This is a genomic window from Hyphomicrobium denitrificans 1NES1, assembly GCF_000230975.2.
Lineage (GTDB): Bacteria > Pseudomonadota > Alphaproteobacteria > Rhizobiales > Hyphomicrobiaceae > Hyphomicrobium_B > Hyphomicrobium_B denitrificans_A.
The window spans coordinates 2,882,983-2,903,106 of the sequence record NC_021172.1 but is presented as its reverse complement, the minus strand read 5'-3'; the positions used below and the strand labels follow the sequence as shown (position 1 = coordinate 2,903,106).

Here is a 20,124-nt window from a genome sequence, read left to right as displayed (position 1 = left end):
ATGATTGATCAGGCAGCGCGCGTGACCGTCGCCGCGTTCTACAAGTTCGTCGATATCGATGATCCCGTTACCCTACAGCGCGAGCTTCGCTTGTTCTGCGCGGAACGCGACATCAAGGGCACGATCCTCCTTGCCCATGAAGGGATCAACGCGACTATTTCCGGACCAGAAACGGACGTCGCGGCGGTCGTGAGCGAGCTGCGATCGGACTCCCGCTTTGCAAGTCTCACCGTCAAATATTCGAACGCGGCATCGCATCCGTTCCAGCGCTTCAAGGTAAAAATCAAACGTGAGATCGTGACGTTCGGCGTTCCGGACCTTCGCCCGTCCGCAGTGACCGGTCACCTCGTCGAGCCTAAAGATTGGAATGCGCTGATTTCTGATCCTGATGTTCTCGTCATCGACACGCGGAACGACTACGAGGTCGGCATCGGCACGTTCGAAGGCGCGCGCAATCCGCGCACGCGCGCATTCAGCGAGTTTCGCGACTACGTTGCGGCCGAGCTTCAGGGCGCGCCTGAAAAGAAGATCGCGATGTTCTGCACCGGCGGCATCCGTTGCGAGAAGGCGAGTTCATATCTCCTGGCACGAGGATTTACTGATGTCTATCAATTGAGCGGCGGCATTCTCAAATACCTCGAGGAAATTCCCTCTGAGCAAAGCCTTTGGCGCGGCGAGTGTTTCGTTTTTGACGAGCGTGTCGCGCTCGAGCACGGCGTCCACCAAGGGCATCACGAGCTTTGTGCGCGATGCGGACAACCACGCCGCGCGGATGATGCAATAAACGGCGATCGTCTTTGCGTAGATTGCCGCCGCTCGACTCGCGCGGTCAGCTTCGCATAAAAATTTCTCATCGCGAAAAATTCTCCCGGACAATTTTTCCATTCGCCGATGACGCGACGGCTCCTGATTAGATGTCTGAAATTTAAGGATTTCAGCCCCTTGAGCTGACCCGCCTGTTGGAATAGTCCACCCGACATCGATCGCAATCCAACTTCATCGGGAGGTCTTCATGACGGTCCTTATTGAAGCCGTCGGACTTCACAAGCGATTTGCCGACATCAAAGCTGTCGACGGTATCTCCCTCAAGGTCCCTAAAGGCGAAGTGCTCGGCTTTCTCGGGCCGAACGGTGCCGGCAAGTCGACGACGATGAAGATGATCACCGGGTTCCTCGAACCCGATGCCGGCAAGGCCGCGATTTGTGGCATCGACGTATTCGAAGAGCCGAAAAAAGCGAAAATGCTATTCGGCTATGTGCCGGAAGGAGCGCCCTCTTACGGCGAGATGACGCCGCGCACGTTTCTTTCGTTCATCGCGGAAATCCGAGGGTTTCGCGGCGCGGAGATAACGTCTCGTGTCGCTCGCTCCGTGGACCGCGCAGGGCTTGAGCCTGTTCTCGATCAGGTCATCGACACGCTATCGAAGGGATACAAACGCCGTGTTGGCCTCGCGCAGGCCATTCTCCACGATCCACCTGTGCTCATCATGGACGAGCCGACCGACGGCCTCGATCCCAACCAGAAACACCACGTTCGCCAGCTCATTTCCGAAATGGCCGCCGACAAGGCGATCATCATATCGACCCATATCCTCGAAGAGGTCGAAGCCGTGTGCTCGCGCGCAGTCGTCATCAATAAGGGCATCATCGTTGCCGACGGCACTGCCGACGATCTCCTGCAGCGGATGCACTATCACGGAGCCGTATCGCTGAAGGTTGTCGCGGATCGCGCCGACGCCGCTATTCGCGCGCTTTCAGGCGCCCCGGTCGTCGAGCGGGTCGAAACAATCGGCAAGCCGAACGGCCATTTGCTCCTCCGCGCCATTCCACGCCAGAAGACAATGACGGCCGCAGAGATTGCCGCTGTTCTCCGAGCGCAAAACATTCCGGTCGACGAGCTCTACGTCGAGCGCGGACGTCTCGACGACGTATTCCGCCAAATCACGATGCCGGAGGAGGGAGATCGCGATGCGTGAAACCTGGAACCAAGCCTGGATCATCGCAAAGCGTGAGCTCCGAGCCTACTTCGCGACACCTCTCGCTCTGGTCTTTTTGACTGTCTTTGTGGCGCTCACCGGCGCGCTGACATTCTACGTCGGTCAGTTCTTTGATCGCGGGCAAGCCGATCTTTTCCCCTTTTTCGCCTATCATCCCTGGCTTTACCTGCTGCTCGTTCCGGCTGTCGCGATGCGCCTCTGGGCGGAAGAGCGCAAGAGCGGCACGATCGAACTGCTGATGACGCTCCCGGTCACGCCGTTCGAAGCGATCCTCGGGAAGTTCCTTGCAGCCTGGGCGTTCATTGGCCTGGCGCTCGTTCTGACCTTTCCCATCTGGATCACGGTCAACATCCTCGGCAGCCCCGATAACGGCGTCATCTTATCGAGCTATCTCGGCAGCTTCCTGATGGCCGGTGCATTCCTCGCCATCGGCTCCTTCGTTTCGACACTGACGAAGAACCAGGTCATCGCGTTCATCATCGCGTCCCTTATCTGCTTCCTTTTCACGATGAGCGGTCTCGACCTTGTTCAGAACAGTGTGCGGGCGTGGACGCCGGGCTTCGTTGCCAATGCCGTCGCGTCGATGAGCTTCCTGTCTCACTTCCAGCGGATTACGCGCGGCGTGCTCGATCTGCCGACGCTCATCTTCTTCTTCTCGATGATCATTTTCTGGCTATTCGCGACCGTCATCGCGATCGACCAGAAGAAAGCGCAGTGAGGTTCGATCATGGCTGATCGTTTCGAACCGTTGAAGCGCGTCTTCGCGCCGTTGGTGGCGTGGTGCGCGACGCTGAAGCGCTCGACGCTGGCCTGGTCGGGCTTGGCGCTGGCGGCGGTCATCCTGCTGTCCGTCAATCTGGTGTCCTCGATCGGTCTCAAGACCTGGAGCGCCGACCTGACGCAGGACAAGTTGTTCACGATCTCGCAGGGGACCCGCGAAATTCTGAAGTCGATTGAGGAGCCGATCAGCACGCGCCTCTATTTTTCAAAGAACCTCGCCGCGGCGTCGCCTGACACGGCGCGCTACTTTGATCGCGTCAGGGCGCTCTTCGAGCAATACCGCGACATTTCCGGAGGCAAGCTCCAGCTTTCGATCGTCGATCCCGAGCCGTTCTCGGACGCAGAGGACAAGGCGGTCGCAGCAGGGCTTCGAGGCTTGCGCCTGAATGCGGACGGTGAGACGGGTTACTTCGGCCTCGTCGCGACGAACGCGACCGATAATCAGGAGATTATCCCCTTCTTTTCTCCCGATCGCGAGTCGTTCCTTGAGTATGATGTCACGAAGCTCATCTACTCTCTGGCCAACCCGAAAAAGCGCACCATCGGTCTGATGACGTCACTGCCTCTCGACGGTGGCAAATCGCCGATGCGCCAGCAGGCAACGCAGCCATGGCTCATCATGAGCCAGATCCGTGAATTCTTCGACGTCCGCACGATCGACCAGAACGTCAAGCAGATTCCGTCCGATGTCGACGTCCTGATGGTGGCGCAGCCGACGAAGCTCACGCCCGAAGCCGCATACGCTATCGACCAGTATGTGATGAAGGGCGGAAAGCTTCTTGCCTTCATCGACCCGGTCGCGGAATCAGCCGAGATGCAGCTGCTGCAGGATAAAGGCAACGGCCGCGAAGAATTGGCCAAGTTGCTGAAGGGTTGGGGCGTCAATTTCGATCATAAGCAGGTCGCAGCCGACATTCGTCATGCACGCCGCGTGCAGTTCGGTGGCAATGGCCCCGGCAATCAGCCGATGGTGACGGACTTCGTTGCGTGGCTTGGCCTCGACAAGTCGAGCATCAACGCAAACGATGTGCTGGCCGCGGGCATTGATGAGATCAACGTCGCTTCGGCGGGAGTCTTGAGCAAAGTCGACGGCTCGACCGTCGACTTCACACCCATCCTGCAAACGAGTAGCGATGCTGAGATCATCGAACCGAAAAAGGTGGGATTCGGAGCTGACCCGCTGGCTCTGCTGCGCGACTACGTCTCGGGCGGCCACAAGCTCACGCTCGCGGCCCGGCTCGCGGGCGAAACGAAGTCGGCATTCCCCGACGGGCCGCCGAAGCCCGCAGACGCGGCCGCCAAGAAGCCCGAGGACCAAAAGAAAGCGGACGACAAAACCAAGACTGACGCCTCTGCGGATACATCGAAGTCGGCATCGGCCACGCCGGCGGTTAAGGAAGTGAAGGCCCAACCGGTCAAGTCCGGCAAGATCAACGTCATCGTCGTCGCTGACACCGATATCCTGGCGGATCAGTTCTGGGTCAACCGTCAGATGATGGGCCAGAACGTCGTCATTCCGACCGCTCACAACGCCGCGTTCGTCGTCGGCGCGCTCGAAAATCTCTCCGGCAGCAACGCGCTGATCGCATTGCGCGGACGCGGTGTGAAGGAACGCCCGTTCACGCTGGTCGAGGACCTGCGGCGCGACGCCGAGCGGAAGTTCCGCGCCAAGGAGGAAGCACTCGAAGAGAAACTGAAGACGGCTCAGGCCGAATTGCAGAAGATCCAGTCGTCGGGCGACGGCAGCAACGGCATCATCCTGACCGACAAGGAGCAGCAGGCGGTCGATAAGTTCCGTGGCGAGATGCTCGATACCCGCCGCGAACTGAGAAAGGTCAAGCTGGCGCTGCGCGAGAACATCGACTCGCTCGACGGCTGGCTCAAATTTGCCAACATCGGCCTCGTTCCGCTGATGCTCGGAGCGGCAGCGGCCGGACTCTCGTGGCGGCGCTCGCGTCAGCGCCGCCGGCCGAAGAACGATCGCTGAGGAGGGATGGAAATGAAGCCGCGCAATTTTGCGACCCTGCTCGTCGTCGCCGTTATCTCGCTTGCCGTCGCCATATCGGCCTACGTGACGACGCAGCCCTGGACCGTCTCGAACGGCAAAAGCGAAGCCATGCTGCCGACTCTCAAAACGTCTGGTGACAAGGTTGCCTCCATCGAGATCGAGCAAGGCGGCAAGGTCCTGAAGCTCACCAATCAAGACGGCAAGTGGATCATTCCGAGCCAGGAAAATTATCCGGCCAATGTGGATGCGATCCGCACGCTGATGGTCTCGGCGTCGCAGGCTTCCCTCGTCGAGCGCAAGACGGCCAGGAAAGACCGGCTCGCCTTGCTGGGCCTCACCGATCCGAAGCAGAGCGGATCGACCGCGCGACTTATCCGTTTCCTCGATGCGGGCGGCGCACCGGTCGGCGAAATCATCGTCGGCAACAAGAAAAACGATGCCTTCGGCGCGAGTAAGAGCGGAACCTACGTGCGCCGTCCCGGCGAAACGCAAACTTGGCTCGCCGACCGCGCGATCGACGGCTCGGCGCAGCTCAAGGACTGGGCTAAGACGCGGGTCGTCGACGTGCCGACCGATACGATTAAGACGGCATCGATCGAAGTCGCTGGAGAGCCTGCGTATACAATCGAGCGAGACGCTGACGGCAAGAGTTTCAAGCTCAGCCAGATGCCGGCCGGCAAGAAGCTCAAATACGTGAACTCGGTTGATGAGATCATCGAGTCCGCAAGTTACGTCGATTTCCTCAACGTGCGTAAGGCCAATCCATCCGACACGATGAAGACCGCCGGCAAAGCGACGTTCGAGACCGACAAGGGCCTGAAAGTCGAACTCGATCTGAAATCCGACGGCAAACAGGCCTGGGTTTCGATCATTCCCACCGGCCAAGGCGATGCCAAAAAGGACGCCGACGCCATGTCCGCGTTGGTTAGCGGCTGGGAATTTGAAATTCCGCCCGCGAAAGTTACCAGCCTGATGAAAAAACAGGCGGACATGCTCGAGGATGCGGGTTCGTAAATCCCAACAATTTCTTGGGATTGGCCCGGGCGATTGCGACCTCGGGCCTCTCTGTCCCCGGACCAAAGATGCTATAGGAGCGTTTTAGACTCTGACGACTGGTCTGAGCCGGGTAACCTTTGTCGATGACATCTCGCGATTCTGAAAATTCAATGTTCGGGCAGGCCGCTCCGGTATCCCTAGAGCAGCTGATCCGCTGGCGCCGTGACGTACGGCGGTTCAGAAAGGAGCCCGTGCCTGACGCTCTGATCGACCGGCTGCTGCGCCTTGCCGATCTCGCGCCATCCGTCGGCAACAGCCAGCCTTGGCGCATCGTGAATGTCAAAGATGCGGGGGTTCGCGCCGCGGTCGTTCGAAACTTCGAGGCGGAGCGCCGTAAATCGGCCGACGTCTACGATGGCGAGCAAGCCAGCCTCTACAACAAATTGAAGCTCGCCGGTTTCGATGCGGCGCCCGTCCACCTCGCGGTTTTCTGCGATCATCATGCAGGGCAGGGTCATGGGCTCGGCCGTCAGACGATGCCTGAAACCCTCGAAAGCTCGTGCGCCTGCATGGTGACGATGCTGTGGCTGGCCGCGCGCGAAGCTGGGCTTGGTTTGGGCTGGGTATCGATCGTCGATCCGACCGCGATTTCGGCAGCGCTCGGCGCTCCGAAACATTGGAAGTTCATCGGCTATCTGCTTCTCGGCTGGCCTGAGGAAGAGCACCTCGACCCGGAACTCGAACGTCTCGGATGGCAGCCGCGCACGCCGTTCGAAACACGTTATTCTGAATTGGGATCGCAGAGCAAAGCTGTCCGCGCGAACGATGCAAATCATCCCAGTAGAGCGTCGGCGGGGTCGGTGACGCTCGTCGGCGCCGGTCCCGGTGATCCGGACCTTCTGACTATCAAAGCCTTGCGTGCTCTGCAATCGGCCGACGCGGTGCTCTACGACGACCTTGTCGCCAAGCCCATTCTCTCCTGCGTCCGCCCCGGTGCGAAGCTGATCGACGTCGGCAAGCGCGGGTACCGAAAGTCGTGCAAGCAGCCCGACATCAATGCCGAGATGATCCGATTGGCGCGCGAAGGTCTCAAGGTCGTTCGCCTCAAGTCCGGCGATCCGTTGATCTTCGGCAGGGCAGGCGAAGAGATCGCTGCATGCCAGGACGCCGGCGTCCCCATTTCTGTCGTTGCGGGCGTGACCTCGGCCCAGGGCGCGGCCGCAGGTCTGAAGGTGGCGCTGACGCATCGCGATTATGCGCGCCGACTGCAGTTCATCACGGCGCACGACAGGCGCGGCCATCTACCCTCCGATATTGATTGGGGCGCGATTGCGGACAATGCCGCCACGACCGTGGTCTATATGCCGAAACGCACGCTCGCAGAGCTGACCGAGGCCGTGATTTCGCACGGGCTCGATCCGAAGACGCCGGCCATCGCTGTCGCGAACGCAACACGTTCGGACGAACGAGTCTTCCTGTCATCGGTAGGTGCGATCGCTGCGGAACTCGACGCTGCTCATCCCGAGGGACCTGTGCTCGTCATGATCGGCGAAGCGCTGCGCTATGCGACCACCGCGGACGCGGCGGAGCAGGCGAGCACTCTTGCTTCGGTTCTCGGCGGATTGCCGATAGCAAGCTGAGTGGAATGAAATCTCGCCATTGCCCATCGAAAGCTGGATAGCGGTCATGTCGGTCGCGACGACGTTGGTTATTCTTGTCGCCGCGCTCGGATTTGAAGCCGCGTTCGGGTATCCACAGCGCCTCTATAAGATCATCGGACATCCGGTCACCTGGATCGGCGCGCTGATTGGCAAGCTCGATCGCGACCTCAATCGTGACGAGGAGAATGTAAGCGCGCGCAAAGTGTCTGGCATGCTTGCGCTTCTGCTCATTATCGCAATCCCTGCCGGTGTCGCGTGGCTGACCCAAAGCGCGCTTGCCTCGACCTGGGTCGGAAATCTGGTACTTGCGTTGCTTGCATCGACTATGCTCGCCAGCCGCAGCCTCTATGAACACGTCCGCGATGTTGCACGAACCCTTGAAAGGGATGGGCTCGAAACTGCGCGCACCGCGGTCGGCCGTATCGTCGGCCGCAATCCGCAAACGCTCGACGAACACGGTGTCGCCCGCGCGGCCATTGAAAGCCTCGCGGAGAATGCGTCCGACGGTGTCACGGCGCCCGTCTTCTGGTTCGCGGTTCTGGGGCTCCCCGGCCTCGCCGCCTATAAGGCCATCAATACCGCAGACAGCATGATCGGCCATCGTACACCGCGTCACGAGGCATTCGGTTGGGCGGCCGCGCGCCTCGATGATCTCGTCAACCTGCCCGCTTCGCGGTTGACCGGATTGCTGTTCGCTCTCGCAGCTCGGCTTGTGCCAAACGGCTCTACGCAAAGCGCATTGCGCGCGATGTGCCGCGACGCACGGCATCATCGCTCCTCGAATGCCGGCTGGCCGGAAAGTGCAATGGCCGGAGCGCTCGGCCTCAAACTCAACGGCCCGAAAACCTACGGCACAACACCAGTGGAGGATGCCTACATGGGAGACGGACACCGCGAGGCGACGGCCGCAGACATTTATCGCGCGCTCCGGCTCTCAGGCGCGGCGTCGGCACTAATGATCGCAATTCTTCTCGGGCTCGCGCTTATCTCGCAAGTGTAAGCAGGCAGTCGATATCGATGTGCTCAGCCAAGTGCTCGGCCAGGCGATCCAGCACGCCATCGACGAGAGCCTCGTAGCTTTCTCCCGACGGTTCAGTACCAAGCTTGGAAAGAAACGCCGCGCGCGCAGCGTCGGACGAAAACAATCCATGGACGTAGCACCCTGCAACGCGCCCATTCCGTGAGACGGCGCCGTCGTGTCGCCCATCCGTAAACGTCAGAAACGGCCGATCGAGATCGGAGCCGGTCGTTTTGCCGACGTGCATTTCGTAACCAGTGAAGGCCGCGCCGGATGCATAAAGCGTACCTTCGACGTTCGCCAGCCTTTTCTCTGATCCAAGCTCCGTCTCGACATCGAGCAGCCCGAGAGCTTCGACGCTGCGGGCCGGCCCTTCGATGCCGTGCGGGTCGGAAATATATTTGCCGAGCATCTGATAGCCGCCGCAAAGCCCGAGCACGCGGCCACCGCGACGCACGTGCGCTTTGATATCGATGTCCCAACCTTCGGCGCGCAAAACTGCAAGATCGTCGATCGTCGCTTTCGAGCCTGGAAGCAGAATAAGATCGGTGTCGGCGGGAATGGGACGTCCTCGATCAACAAGTTCGACGCTGACGTTAGGCTCATTCCTGAGCGGATCGAGATCATCGAAATTCGAGATGCGCGGCAGCATCGGCACTGCGATCATCAGTTTTCCGACCCGTTCGGACGAGCATGATTTCAATAGATCACGCAGCCCAAGCGCATCCTCGGCAGGGAGTTTTCGTGCTTCATCAAAATATGGAACGAGCCCGATGGGCACCCATTGCGTCAGGCGCTCGATTGCGGCCATCCCGTCCGCAAACAGCGAGGCATCGCCGCGCATTTTGTTGACGATAAAGCCACGGATCATCGCCGCGTCGCCGGGATCGAGAACGTGTTTCGTGCCGACGAGACTCGCAATGACGCCGCCCCGGTCGATGTCGCCGATCAAGACGACCGGAACGTCCGCAGCACGCGCAAATCCGATGTTGGCGATGTCATTAGCGCGAAGATTGATCTCTGATGCGCTGCCCGCACCTTCAACGAGGATGAGATCGGCATCAGCTTTGAGGCGCGCGAAGCTACCAAGCACGGCCGACATGAGATCGCGCTTTTTCGTTTGAAATTCGCGTGCGCCCGCCGAGCCAGCCATTCGCCCTTGCACGATGATCTGAGCACCCGTCTCGCTCTGCGGCTTCAACAGCACAGGGTTCATGTGCACCGACGGTGCAACGCGTGCGGCCCGCGCCTGCAACGCCTGCGCACGGCCGATCTCGCCGCCGTCCGCCGTTACCGCCGCATTGTTCGACATGTTCTGCGGTTTGAACGGCACGACACGGGTGCCGCGATTGGCGAACAGGCGACAGAGCCCGGCGACGATCAGCGACTTGCCGACATCCGAGCCGGTGCCTGAAAACATCAACGCCCGCGCCGGCATATCTTTCCTCAAAATTTTACGGACTGCCGCAAACGGCATTCCATCATGAGAAACCCGTCCCGCCTATTCCCCTCCCCTTGACGGGGAGGGGTTAGGGGTGGGGTGAAGCACCAGGCGGGTGGCCTGCCAAAATGCTTGGCGAAAGAAAGAGCTGAAGACTAGGCAAACTTGTGCAGGACCGGACCTCACTAAAACTCGATGCCTTCCTGCGCCTTGATGCCCGCCGCGAAGTGGTGCTTGACGGCGCCCATGTCGGTGACGCCGTCGGCAATCGCCATGAGTTCCGGCTTCGCGTTCCGTCCCGTGACGACGACATGCAGATCGCTGCGCCGGTTGCGAAGCGCCTCGACAACCTCGTCGACCGGCAGATAGTCGTAGCGTAGCGCGATGTTCAATTCGTCCAAAATCAGAAGGCGTATCGTCGGATCGGCCATTAGTTCGCGCGCTTTCGCGAAGGCGCGCGTCGCAGCCGCGATATCGCGTGCTTTATCCTGCGTCTCCCAGGTGAAGCCTTCGCCCATCGTGTGCCAGGAGACCTGATCGCCGAAGCGCATCAGCGCATCGCGCTCGCCTGTCTGCCACGCGCCCTTGATGAACTGAACGACGCCAATGCGCCAGCCGTGACCGAGAGCGCGCAGAGCGAGCCCGAACGCTGCCGTCGATTTTCCTTTGCCGGGTCCAGTATGAACGAGCAGCACGCCTTTTTCGATCGTCTTGCTCGCGACCTCGGCGTCCTGCACGGCCTTGCGCTTCGCCATTTTTGACTTGTGGCGCTCGGCGTCATCGGTCACAGGGGTGGGTGTGGTGCTCATGGTCAACCTTTCAAAGTCATCGGCAATCCGGCAGCGACAAACACGACGCAATCGGCGACCGCCGCGATGCGCTGATTGAGCCGGCCCGCCTCGTCGCGGAACAGCCGCGCCAGATCATTATCGGGCACAATCCCGAGCCCGACCTCGTTCGATACCATGATACAGGGTGCGGAACGTTTGGACAGCGCGCCGACAAGATTGTCCGTTTCGTGCGCAATATTCCGGTCGGCATGCATCAGGTTCGACAGCCACAGTGTCAGGCAATCGACGAGGCACGGCTGATCGGCAGCGTCGCCCGAAAGCGTCGCTGCGATGTCCAGCGGCGTTTCGTATTGAATCCAACCGGCTCCGCGCCGTGCTTGATGGTGCTCGATGCGGCGCCGCATTTCGTCGTCGAAGGCTTCAGCCGTCGCAATGTACGCCCACGGCACCGGCAACGCCGTTAAAAGACCTTCGGCATAAGAGCTTTTGCCGGACCGGGCACCCCCCAGGATCAGCGTCAGCGGCGGCAGCATTTGATCGGACATAATGGGCTTTCGAACGACGTCTGAGGCACGCTGGGCGATTGACGAAGCACAGGGGGTCACTTATCGATTGTGCTGACGGTCCCTCGCAAGAGGGTTTTGAAGGGAATGCGGTTTAACTCCGCAGCTGCCCCCGCAACTGTAGGCGGCGAGCACATGGCAAAAGTACCACTGGGAAATCCCGGGAAGGTTGCCAGATGCCGCGACCCGCGAGCCAGGAAACCTGCCGTCAGACAGCCAACTCGAACCGGCGCCGGTGGGGCGCGGAAAGGTTAAGATGCAACACGCAGCTCTCGTCGCGCCGGCCGGTGCGCTCCCTTAGACTATCGAAGCCGAATTCGTGATGCGATCCGCATGCGTGTGCGGAGCCGTCGCTCACATCTGAAATGTTCGCATCGGGGGCACCCCAATGATTGCACGCAAAGTTCCGGTCACGATTGTCACGGGATTCCTTGGCGCCGGAAAAACGACGCTTGTCCGCCACGCGATTGAAACCGCCGACGGTCGCCGCTTGGCCCTGATCGTCAATGAATTCGGTGACGTTGGCGTCGACGGGACGATTCTGCGTTCATGCGGGATCGAAAATTGCCCGGAAGAGAACATCGTCGAACTGACCAACGGCTGCATTTGCTGCACGGTTGCCGACGATTTCATACCGACGCTCGAAGCGCTGTTGTCGCGTGAGCCTGCGCCCGAGCACATCATCATCGAAACGTCGGGTCTCGCTTTGCCGAAGCCGCTCGTCAAGGCGTTCGAGTGGCCCGATATCCGCAATCGCGTAACCGTCGATGGCGTCGTGACCGTCGTCGATGGACCGGCGGTCAGGGCCGGCCGCTTCGTCGACGACCCGGAGAAGATCGCGGCACAGCGTGCGGCCGATCCTTCGGTCGATCATGAAAACCCGTTGGAAGAAGTCTACCAGGATCAGCTTCTCTGCGCCGATCTCGTTGTGTTGAACAAAGCCGACTTATTATCGGATGAAGAGATCAAGTCGCTCTCGGAAGAGATCAAGGGCACGGTACCGCGCGCGATCAAGATCGTTGCGGCGCGCGAAGGGCAGGTGCCGGCAAGCGTCCTGCTCGGATTATCGGCCGCTGCTGAAGACGATCTCGCAGCGCGCCCGTCGCACCACGATAACGAAGCCGAGCACGATCACGACGACTTCGAAACGTTCATCGTCCATGTTCCGGAAGTTTCCTCTCCCGACGATCTCGCATCGCGCGCCAAGGCCGTCGCCAATGCGCACGACGTTTTGCGCGTTAAAGGTTATGCGGCCATCGGCGGCAAGCCGATGCGACTTCTGCTGCAGGGCGTCGGAGCGCGCGTTGACACGCGCTACGAGCGCTCATGGCATCCGGAAGAGCCGCGCATCGGTCGCCTCGTCGTCATCGGACAAAAAGGTCTCGACCGCGACGCGATCGTTCGAACTTTGACAGGCGAAACCTGATGCATATCGTTGTTCGTGAGGCCAGAGAGCTTGACGAGGCTGCAGCCGTGCAGGACCTCGGGCTCTCACCCGCGGATATCTTGGTTCTGTCGTTTTCGGACTCGGACTTGGCGATGGCCGCCGCGGCGTTCCGCGACGTGCCGAAAGCCGAGCGGCCGAGCCTGCGCGTCGCCAGTTTGAGCGCACTCCGGCATCCGATGTCGGTCGACCTGTTCATCGACGCGACGGTGAAAGGCTCGAAGGCGGTTCTCGTGCGCCTGCTCGGCGGCCTCGATTACTGGCGCTACGGCGGCGAGCAGTTGAGTCGGCGATGCCGCGAGCTTGGAGTCGCATTAGCGATCGTTCCCGGCGACGGGCGGCCGGACTTGCGCCTTGCTGCACTCTCGACGCTTCCGAGCGATGACTTGGCGCATCTCGAAGCATTGCTCGACGAAGGCGGCATCGAGAATACGCGAGCGGGGCTCACTGCCTTGTTGGCTCGGGCGTCGGGCGACACCGACGCAATGCCGGGCGTTCGCGCCATCCCGGCATACGGCATCTATCGAGAAAATTTGGAAAAGGCGCGCGGCTCCGCCGTTATCGTCTTCTACCGATCGCATCTGCTGGCGGGCGACGTCGCGCCACTCGATGCGCTCGCCGATGCGCTGGAGCAACGTGGACTGCCGGCCACAGCAATCTTTTTGCCGAGCCTTAAGACGCCCGCTGCCGCCGACTGGCTACGAAGCGAGCTGAAGAAGATTGCTCCTGCCGTCATCGTCAACGCCACGGCGTTCGCGGCGCGCGACGGAGAGCAGACCTCGCCGCTCGACGTCGCCGACTGCCCGGTTCTGCAAGTCGCCCTGACGAACGCGCCGCAAACGCTATGGGAGCGATCGCAGCGCGGCGTCAGCGCATCGGATATGGCAATGCACGTCGTCCTGCCGGAGCTTGACGGCCGGTTGTTCGCCGGCGTCGTTTCGTTCAAAGAGTCCGACGATACGACCAACGATCTCGGTGTCTCGCTGCTCCGGCATATGCCGTATGATCATGGAATTGCTCACGTCGCCGACCTCGCTGCCGCATGGACGCGCCTCCGCACAATGCCACGGACCGAACGCCGCGTTGGCCTTCTGTTATCGACCTATCCGGGTCGCCCTGACCAGATTGCGCACGCCGTCGGGCTCGACGGGTTTGAAAGCGCGTTGCGTATCGTCGATCGCTTGAAACGCGAAGGTTACGGCGTAGCGGACGCCCCGGAAACAGCGCGCGACGTCACCGACATGCTGACGGCCCCGGAGACGATCTCATGGTCGCTCGATGCTTACAAAAGCGCATTCAGGAAGTTGCCGCAGGGCTTCCAGGATTTGGTGATGTCGGCCTGGGGTGCGCCTGAAGAAGATGCATTTTGCGTCGGCGGCGCTTTCCCGTTCCGAGCCGCGCACTTCGAAAATCTGATCGTCGGATTGCAGCCCGAGCGCGGACAGCCGCAGGACCGTAAAGCCGAATATCACGATCCCAACACGCCACCGCGCCACAGCTACGTCGCGTTCTATCTCTGGCTTAGACACGTCGCGAAAATCGATGCGCTCATCCATTTAGGCGCCCACGGCACGCTAGAATGGCTGCCCGGAAAAGCCGTTGCGGGCAGCGAAACCTGCGCGCCGCGTGCAATTCTCGGGTCGCTGCCGCTCGTTTATCCGTTCATCGTCAACGATCCCGGCGAAGCCGCGCAGGCGAAGCGTCGCATCGCGGCCGTGACGCTCGGACATCTTCCGCCGCCGATGACCGACGCAGGCATTTCCGGTCCCCTGAGCGAGGTTGAACGTCTCGTCGACGAGTTTTCATCGGCCGACGGCCTTGACCCGCGCAGACGCAAATCATTGTCGGAGCAGATCGTCGACGCCGCCACGCGCGCCGGAATTGCTGAACGATGCGGTCTGACGACAGGTATGCCAGCCGCCGACGCGCTGGTGTGCATCGATGCGTTCCTCTGCGATGTGAAAGAGCTGAGCATCAGAGACGGCTTGCACGTGCTCAATGATGCAGAACTCGATGCCATCGTCCGCGCTCTCGATGGGAAGTTCATCGAGCCAGGGCCGGCAGGGGCGCCAAGCCGCGGCCGGTCCGACGTTTTGCCGACCGGGCGTAATCTCTTCAGCGTCGATCCGCGCGCCATCCCAACGCCAACCGCGTGGGCGAACGGTAAGCGCGCCGCCAAAGCCATCCTCGAACGTTACGTCTCCGATCACGGCGAGTGGCCGCGCGCTATCGTGCTCGACCTCTGGGGCAGCGCCACGCTGCGCACCGGCGGCGAGGAGCTTGCGACGGCGCTTGCATTGTTGGGCGTCCGGCCGGCCTGGGACGAACGCTCCTATCGCGTCACGGGGGTCGAGACGGAGGCGGTCGCTGAACTCGGACGGCCGCGTGTCGACGTCACGCTCCGGATTTCGGGGCTATTCCGCGATATGTTCGGCGCGCAGCTCGCGCTGTTCGACACGGCCGTCGCTCTCGTCGCTCAATTGCGCGAGGATGCAAGCGACAACCCGCTTGTCGAATGTGCAAAGACCGAAATGCACCTCGATCGCATTTTTGGCCCGGCGGACCGGAGCTTCGGCTCGGGTGTCATGCAGTTGATCGACCGCGGTGTGTGGGCAAACCAAGCCGAACTGGGCGCGTCCTACATCGAAAGCTCCGCACACGCATATAACGCCGACGGCACATCCGCCGCTGCGGGGAACGATTTTGAATCGCGCGTAAAGAATGCCGATGCGTTCGTTCACATCCAGGATCATCGCGAGATAGATCTTCTGACCGGCGGCGATTTCGCCGCGCACGAAGGCGGCTTTGCGGCGGCTGCGGCCTCCGTCGGAAATGGGAAGGTGTCGCTCTATCATGGCGATACCGGCGTTCCGGAGGCACCGCGCGTTCGCACGCTTGCAGAAGAATGCGCGCGCGTCGTGCACGGACGAGCTGCAAACCCGCGCTGGATCGACGGTCAGATGCGGCATGGCTTTCGTGGCGCCGCTGAGATGGCGCAGAGCGTCGATGCGGCATTCGCCTTCGCGGCGACGGCAAAGGTCATCGACGATGGCGGGTTCGAACGGCTTTATCAAGCGTATCTCGGCGATCCGGCCGTCGCCGCGTTTATCGCGCGAGAGAATCCTGCTGCAATTGACGCAATGCGACGGCGCTTCGATGAAGCCATCGCGCGTGGCCTTTGGCATCCGCGGCGCAACGATATTGCCATGCGCCCCGAAGGTCATGCCAAACCTGATCACCCTTCATCGCGCGAGGCCGCCGAATGATCGCGCGATCTTCCCTGCGCAAGGGCTGGTGCCCGGGTGCATTGCGGCCGATGGAATCGGGCGATGGGCTGATACTGCGGATCAGGCCACGCGTCGGAACGCTGCCCATCTCGGCCTTGTCGACGATCGCGAAAACCGCTGCCGAGTTTGGCTCTGGTGAAATCGATCTGACCAATCGCGGCAATCTGCAGTTACGCGGCCTTACAGCGGCAAGCCATTCGCAAGCGCTGGCGGACTTGGGCGACGCCGGCTTGATAGATGCCGATGAGAGAGCCGAGGCGGTACGCAATATTATCGTCGATCCGCTGAGCGGCATCGACCCGGCACGCACCGATATCCGCTCACTAACGGGACGGCTCGAAAATATTCTCATTGAAGATCGCACGTTCTGGCAATTGCCCGGAAAATTTGGATTCAGTTTTTCAGGAACGGCAGAGGCACGCGTAGGCGATCGCTCGACCGACATCATGGTATCGTCGATTGCGCCCGAAACGTATGCAGTTTCACTGGATGGCAACATCGAGGTCGGCGCGCTTCTTCCTCCGCACCGCGTCGTCGAAGCCGTCACGGGTTTAACGGCAGTCTTCCTGGAGCTTCGCGCAAGCGATCTGGCGATCGGACGAATGAAGGATGCCGTTGCACGCAGCGGCAGCGCAACGATCTACGCGGCGGCTGGCCTTGAATCGACAAAGCTCGCAGCCACCGAGATAGATGCAGTTTCGTTGCCCCCAGCAGGCTCGTTAAATCATCGCGGGCAGGTGTTCGCTGCCGGGGTTGGCCTCCCCTTCGGACGGATCGATGCACATCAGCTCGGAGCATTGTATGCAGTCGCGTCGAACGCCGGAACAGACGTCGTGCGGATGAGCCCGCAGCGTGTTCTCGTCTTTCCGGTCGACGATGACACAAAGCGCGATAACATATTGACCGAAGCGAAGCGCCAAGGCCTCATCACGGAGCCCGACGATCCACGACTCCTTTTCGACGTCTGCCCCGGCTCCCCGGCATGCGCGAATGCGACGACCGAAACCCGGCGCGACGCGCGGCGCATCGCCGATGCCGTTCGCGGGCGGCCGTCTTTGCCTTCAATTCATGTTTCAGGCTGCGAAAAGGGATGCGCCCGGCGCGGAGCCGCCGCATTGACACTCGTCGCTCGCGATGGCCGTTACGACGTGATCTGTAACGATGACCCTGCTGGGCCTGTCGCCCTCGCAGCCGTAAGTCCAGCGGAAATCGATTCAGCCGTCGCACGTTTTATTCTCGAGCATGCCCGATGACGACCCAAGATTACATTCGCGACGGAGCGGCGATCTATGCGCGTTCGTTCTCGATCATTCGCGCAGAGGCCGACCTTGCTGGCCTAACTCCTGAGGAAGAGCGCGTCGCAGTCCGTATCATTCATGCGTGCGGCATGGTCGATATCGTGCGCGACCTCGTCATGTCGCCGACCTTCGCGGTATCGGCATCGGCTGCGTTGAAGAGCGGCGTACCGATACTCTGCGACTCGATGATGGTCGCAGATGGCGTGACGCGCGCGAGGCTTCCGGCAAAGAATGACGTCATATGCACGCTGCGCGATCCGCGCGTGCCGCAAATCGCAATAGACATAGGCAACACCCGCACCGCCGCCGCGATGGAACTGTGGCGACCGCATCTTGCCGGATCGCTCATTGTCGTCGGCAATGCACCGACGGCCCTTTTCCGTCTGTTGGAAATGCTCGATGAAGGCGCGCAGAAACCCGCGGCAGTCATCGGAATGCCCGTCGGCTTTGTCGGAGCGGCGGAATCCAAAGAGGCTCTTGCTGCTGACGGCCGTATTCCATTCGCAATCATAAAAGGCCGCAAAGGCGGGAGCGCCATGGCCGCTGCTGCCGTCAACGCGCTTGCAAGCGAGGCCGAATGACGGTCAGACCATCTGGAACATTGTACGGTGTCGGTCTCGGTCCCGGAGACCCGGAGCTCGTGACGCTCAAGGCTGCGCGCATTCTCAAAACCGCACCGATCATCGCATACTTTCGCAAAAAGGGTCGGCCGGGGCATGCATGGACGATTGCGGCGTCGCATTTGAACGGCGAGGCGACTGAGGCCGCTTTCGAATATCCAGTGACGACGGAAATCGATTTTCGGGAAGATGCTTATGTCGACGCCATCCGCGATTTCTACACCGAAAGCGCGCGATCGATCATGCACCATCTCGCCGAAGGTCGCGATGTTGCGCTGCTCTGCGAAGGCGATCCATTCTTCTACGGGTCGTTCCTCCATATGTATGACCGCATCAGGAAGTCGTTTCCAGTTCGCGTCGTCCCCGGCATCACGGGTATGTCGGGATGCTGGACCGCCGCCGCGGCGCCGATCACCTACGGAGACGACATCCTGATGGTGTTGCCCGGTACGCTGGATCGTGCCGCCCTCGCATCGCATCTGAAGACGGCCGATGCGGCGGTGATCATGAAGGTCGGCCACAACCTCGATAAGATCAAACAAGCGCTCGTCGACGCCGGTCGCTCCGCCGAGGCTATCTACGTCGAGCGCGGCACAATGCAGGGCGAAAGAGTCGTACCCCTCGCAAAACTCGAAGACTGCGCCGTGCCCTATTTCTCGATCATTCTTCTGCCCGGCGGGCGTGGACGGCGCATCGCATGAGCGGACAACTGACCATCGTTGGCCTCGGGCCGGGACCGGCCGAGTGGATCACTCCTGCCGCCGATGCAACCGTATCGATGGCGGACGTGGTGCTTGGGTATGAGCGCTATATCGCGCGATTGGCGCCACGCCGCGGTCAAATCTTCGAAGCTTCCGACAATCGCGAGGAGCTTGCGCGTGCGACCCGGGCTCTCGAACTTGCGACCTCAGGCAAACGCGTCGTGCTCGTCTCAGGCGGAGATCCAGGTGTATTCGCAATGGCCGCGGCGGTGTTCGAAGCGGTCGACAAGAAGCCGGCCTTGGCGAACGATATCGATATTCGCGTCGAGCCCGGTGTAACGGCGATGCTTGCGGCAGCGTCACGCATCGGTGCGCCGTTGGGTCATGATTTCTGCGCGATATCGCTGTCGGATAATCTGAAACCCTGGGCGACGATCGAGAAACGCTTGCGTCTTGCAGCCGAGGCGGATTTCGTGATCGCGCTCTATAATCCCGCGTCGAAGGCACGCCCGGATCAGATCCGCGAAGCATTCCGCATTTTAAGTACGATCCGCGCACCGGAAACGATCGTGGCCTTCGCGCGCGCCGTTGGCCGCAGCGACGAGTCGATCGAGATCACGACGCTGGCAGATGCACCGGAAGCCATATGCGACATGCGCACGGTTGTTCTTATCGGCTCTCCGGCGACGCGCGCGGTTCAAGGCAGGGACGGCCGCAAATGGGTTTACACACCGCGTTTCGCGCGAGACGAATGATGATGCGTGATCCATGCCAACGCATCTTGGATCGTCGTGACGGCAGGCCGTTTCACGATCGTCGGCCGTTTGACCATGTAAACTGGCAATTGCAACTGCTGCGCAGCTTCGATTTTGGCGTAAGTCGCGTCCCCGCCGGAGTTCTTCGCGAGGACGCACACGATCCGATATTCACGAAACAAAGCGATATCGTCTTCCGCACGGAACGGGCCGCGCGCAGAAATGATGACTGCATCCGAAAGCTCCGGAGGTGGAGTCATCGGATCGACGACGCGGATGACGTAACGATGCTGGGGTTTCGCGCAAAGCAATGGGATCGACGACCGGCCGAGCGCCGAGAATATGGTGCTTGGCTCCTCGGGCAATGCCGTGACGGCACCTTCGATTGTAGCGTGCTCGCTCCAATTATCGCGAATGGTCTGCTCCCAGGGCGGCCGCTCGATCGCGAGCAACGGCACGTTCGCCATCGTGCAAGCGGTGGCGGCATTGTTGCTGATCTGAGCCGCGAAGGGATGCGTCGCATCGACGACGACGTCGACGTTTTCCTGCCGCAGATAATTCTCAAGACCGTCGATGCCGCCGAAACCACCGATACGGACCGGCACCGGACTCGGCGCAGCCTTGCTTGTCCGTCCCGCGAGCGAAAGTACCGTCGCGATGCCCGGCATGCACGCCAGTTCCTTCGCAAGGCGGGCAGCCTCGCTCGTCCCTCCGAGCAGGAGCAGGTTGAGCGGTCGTTGCGTCGTCGCGTCCATGATAAAAGCC

General features: G+C 61.0%; 17 protein-coding genes and 1 riboswitch. Of the genes, 13 read left to right on the top strand and 4 right to left on the bottom strand.

What is annotated here, in order from left to right; all coding sequences use genetic code 11:
• The 7 genes from HYPDE_RS13890 to cbiB all read left to right on the top strand — a co-directional run bounded on the left by HYPDE_RS13890 (position 1) and on the right by cbiB (position 8,441).
• Positions 1-843 (top strand): rhodanese-related sulfurtransferase, encoded by an 843-nt coding sequence (locus HYPDE_RS13890; protein WP_015599125.1) that lies wholly within the window; start codon positions 1-3, stop codon positions 841-843.
• A 169-nt stretch (positions 844-1,012) separates the two neighbouring features.
• Positions 1,013-1,975, top strand: a complete 963-nt coding sequence (locus HYPDE_RS13885; RefSeq protein WP_015599124.1) for an ABC transporter ATP-binding protein — start codon at positions 1,013-1,015, stop codon at positions 1,973-1,975.
• Positions 1,968-2,714, top strand: coding sequence for an ABC transporter permease subunit (locus HYPDE_RS13880; protein ID WP_015599123.1), 747 nt, complete (start codon positions 1,968-1,970; stop codon positions 2,712-2,714). The genes HYPDE_RS13885 and HYPDE_RS13880 overlap by 8 nt, the downstream gene beginning before the upstream one ends.
• Before the next feature lie 9 nt (positions 2,715-2,723).
• Positions 2,724-4,763, top strand: a complete 2,040-nt coding sequence (locus HYPDE_RS13875) for a GldG family protein (RefSeq protein ID WP_015599122.1) — start codon at positions 2,724-2,726, stop codon at positions 4,761-4,763.
• 12 nt (positions 4,764-4,775) lie between these two features.
• Entirely contained in the window at positions 4,776-5,798 is a 1,023-nt protein-coding gene (locus HYPDE_RS13870; protein ID WP_015599121.1) for a DUF4340 domain-containing protein, read from the top strand.
• A 125-nt stretch (positions 5,799-5,923) separates the two neighbouring features.
• Positions 5,924-7,420, top strand: a complete 1,497-nt coding sequence (gene cobA / locus HYPDE_RS13865; RefSeq protein ID WP_187290833.1) for a uroporphyrinogen-III C-methyltransferase — start codon at positions 5,924-5,926, stop codon at positions 7,418-7,420.
• A 46-nt stretch (positions 7,421-7,466) separates the two neighbouring features.
• Positions 7,467-8,441 carry an adenosylcobinamide-phosphate synthase CbiB gene (gene cbiB, locus HYPDE_RS13860; protein ID WP_041321337.1) on the top strand — a complete coding sequence of 325 codons (975 nt, stop codon included), beginning with the start codon at positions 7,467-7,469 and terminating at the stop codon, positions 8,439-8,441.
• Here cbiB and HYPDE_RS13855 read toward each other — a convergent pair.
• The 3 genes from HYPDE_RS13855 to cobU form a co-directional block, all read right to left on the bottom strand.
• Positions 8,425-9,897 (bottom strand): cobyric acid synthase, encoded by a 1,473-nt coding sequence (locus tag HYPDE_RS13855; RefSeq protein WP_187290832.1) that lies wholly within the window; start codon positions 9,895-9,897, stop codon positions 8,425-8,427. The two genes, cbiB and HYPDE_RS13855, sit on opposite strands and share 17 nt — an antisense overlap.
• Positions 9,898-10,085: 188 nt before the next feature.
• Positions 10,086-10,709, bottom strand: coding sequence for a cob(I)yrinic acid a,c-diamide adenosyltransferase (gene cobO, locus HYPDE_RS13850; RefSeq protein WP_041320503.1), 624 nt, complete (start codon positions 10,707-10,709; stop codon positions 10,086-10,088).
• A 2-nt stretch (positions 10,710-10,711) separates the two neighbouring features.
• Complete coding sequence (gene cobU, locus HYPDE_RS13845; protein WP_015599116.1) at positions 10,712-11,236, bottom strand: bifunctional adenosylcobinamide kinase/adenosylcobinamide-phosphate guanylyltransferase; 525 nt, start codon at positions 11,234-11,236, stop codon at positions 10,712-10,714.
• Positions 11,237-11,295: 59 nt separating this feature from the next.
• Positions 11,296-11,478, top strand: a riboswitch (cobalamin riboswitch).
• Positions 11,479-11,642: 164 nt separating this feature from the next.
• Here cobU and cobW point away from each other — a divergent pair.
• Genes cobW through cobJ form a run of 6 tightly spaced genes read left to right on the top strand, consistent with a single transcriptional unit; the run spans position 11,643 to position 19,359 of the window.
• Positions 11,643-12,680 carry a cobalamin biosynthesis protein CobW gene (gene cobW, locus HYPDE_RS13840; RefSeq protein WP_015599115.1) on the top strand — a complete coding sequence of 346 codons (1,038 nt, stop codon included), beginning with the start codon at positions 11,643-11,645 and terminating at the stop codon, positions 12,678-12,680.
• The gene (cobN, locus tag HYPDE_RS13835; protein WP_015599114.1) at positions 12,680-15,964 is read left to right on the top strand and encodes a cobaltochelatase subunit CobN; all 3,285 of its coding nucleotides are present in this window, start codon (positions 12,680-12,682) and stop codon (positions 15,962-15,964) included. The genes cobW and cobN overlap by 1 nt, the downstream gene beginning before the upstream one ends.
• A complete protein-coding gene (gene cobG, locus HYPDE_RS13830; protein ID WP_015599113.1) occupies positions 15,961-17,238 on the top strand; it encodes a precorrin-3B synthase in 1,278 nt (425 codons plus the stop codon). The genes cobN and cobG overlap by 4 nt, the downstream gene beginning before the upstream one ends.
• Positions 17,235-17,864 carry a precorrin-8X methylmutase gene (locus HYPDE_RS13825; protein ID WP_015599112.1) on the top strand — a complete coding sequence of 210 codons (630 nt, stop codon included), beginning with the start codon at positions 17,235-17,237 and terminating at the stop codon, positions 17,862-17,864. The genes cobG and HYPDE_RS13825 overlap by 4 nt, the downstream gene beginning before the upstream one ends.
• The gene (locus tag HYPDE_RS13820; RefSeq protein WP_015599111.1) at positions 17,861-18,604 is read left to right on the top strand and encodes a precorrin-2 C(20)-methyltransferase; all 744 of its coding nucleotides are present in this window, start codon (positions 17,861-17,863) and stop codon (positions 18,602-18,604) included. Before HYPDE_RS13825 ends, HYPDE_RS13820 begins: the two co-directional genes overlap by 4 nt.
• A complete protein-coding gene (cobJ, locus tag HYPDE_RS13815) occupies positions 18,601-19,359 on the top strand; it encodes a precorrin-3B C(17)-methyltransferase (protein ID WP_015599110.1) in 759 nt (252 codons plus the stop codon). The genes HYPDE_RS13820 and cobJ overlap by 4 nt, the downstream gene beginning before the upstream one ends.
• Here the strand turns inward: cobJ and HYPDE_RS13810 are convergent.
• Complete coding sequence (locus tag HYPDE_RS13810; protein WP_015599109.1) at positions 19,329-20,114, bottom strand: cobalt-precorrin-6A reductase; 786 nt, start codon at positions 20,112-20,114, stop codon at positions 19,329-19,331. The genes cobJ and HYPDE_RS13810 overlap by 31 nt on opposite strands.
• Between the last annotated feature and the right edge of the window lie 10 nt (positions 20,115-20,124).

Excerpts from the sequence above, each read along its gene's own strand:
- cbiB (WP_041321337.1), top strand. The coding sequence starts at position 7,467 with ATGTCGGTCGCGACGACGTTGGTTATTCTTGTCGCCGCGCTCGGATTT.
- cobA (WP_187290833.1), top strand. The coding sequence starts at position 5,924 with ATGACATCTCGCGATTCTGAAAATTCAATGTTCGGGCAGGCCGCTCCG.
- HYPDE_RS13820 (WP_015599111.1), top strand. The coding sequence starts at position 17,861 with ATGACGGTCAGACCATCTGGAACATTGTACGGTGTCGGTCTCGGTCCC.
- HYPDE_RS13890 (WP_015599125.1), top strand. The coding sequence starts at position 1 with ATGATTGATCAGGCAGCGCGCGTGACCGTCGCCGCGTTCTACAAGTTC.
- cobJ (WP_015599110.1), top strand. The coding sequence starts at position 18,601 with ATGAGCGGACAACTGACCATCGTTGGCCTCGGGCCGGGACCGGCCGAG.
- HYPDE_RS13855 (WP_187290832.1), bottom strand. The coding sequence starts at position 9,897 with ATGCCGGCGCGGGCGTTGATGTTTTCAGGCACCGGCTCGGATGTCGGC.
- cobG (WP_015599113.1), top strand. The coding sequence starts at position 15,961 with ATGATCGCGCGATCTTCCCTGCGCAAGGGCTGGTGCCCGGGTGCATTG.
- cobU (WP_015599116.1), bottom strand. The coding sequence starts at position 11,236 with ATGTCCGATCAAATGCTGCCGCCGCTGACGCTGATCCTGGGGGGTGCC.
- cobW (WP_015599115.1), top strand. The coding sequence starts at position 11,643 with ATGATTGCACGCAAAGTTCCGGTCACGATTGTCACGGGATTCCTTGGC.
- HYPDE_RS13880 (WP_015599123.1), top strand. The coding sequence starts at position 1,968 with ATGCGTGAAACCTGGAACCAAGCCTGGATCATCGCAAAGCGTGAGCTC.
- HYPDE_RS13885 (WP_015599124.1), top strand. The coding sequence starts at position 1,013 with ATGACGGTCCTTATTGAAGCCGTCGGACTTCACAAGCGATTTGCCGAC.
- cobO (WP_041320503.1), bottom strand. The coding sequence starts at position 10,709 with ATGAGCACCACACCCACCCCTGTGACCGATGACGCCGAGCGCCACAAG.
- HYPDE_RS13810 (WP_015599109.1), bottom strand. The coding sequence starts at position 20,114 with ATGGACGCGACGACGCAACGACCGCTCAACCTGCTCCTGCTCGGAGGG.
- HYPDE_RS13870 (WP_015599121.1), top strand. The coding sequence starts at position 4,776 with ATGAAGCCGCGCAATTTTGCGACCCTGCTCGTCGTCGCCGTTATCTCG.
- HYPDE_RS13875 (WP_015599122.1), top strand. The coding sequence starts at position 2,724 with ATGGCTGATCGTTTCGAACCGTTGAAGCGCGTCTTCGCGCCGTTGGTG.
- cobN (WP_015599114.1), top strand. The coding sequence starts at position 12,680 with ATGCATATCGTTGTTCGTGAGGCCAGAGAGCTTGACGAGGCTGCAGCC.
- HYPDE_RS13825 (WP_015599112.1), top strand. The coding sequence starts at position 17,235 with ATGACGACCCAAGATTACATTCGCGACGGAGCGGCGATCTATGCGCGT.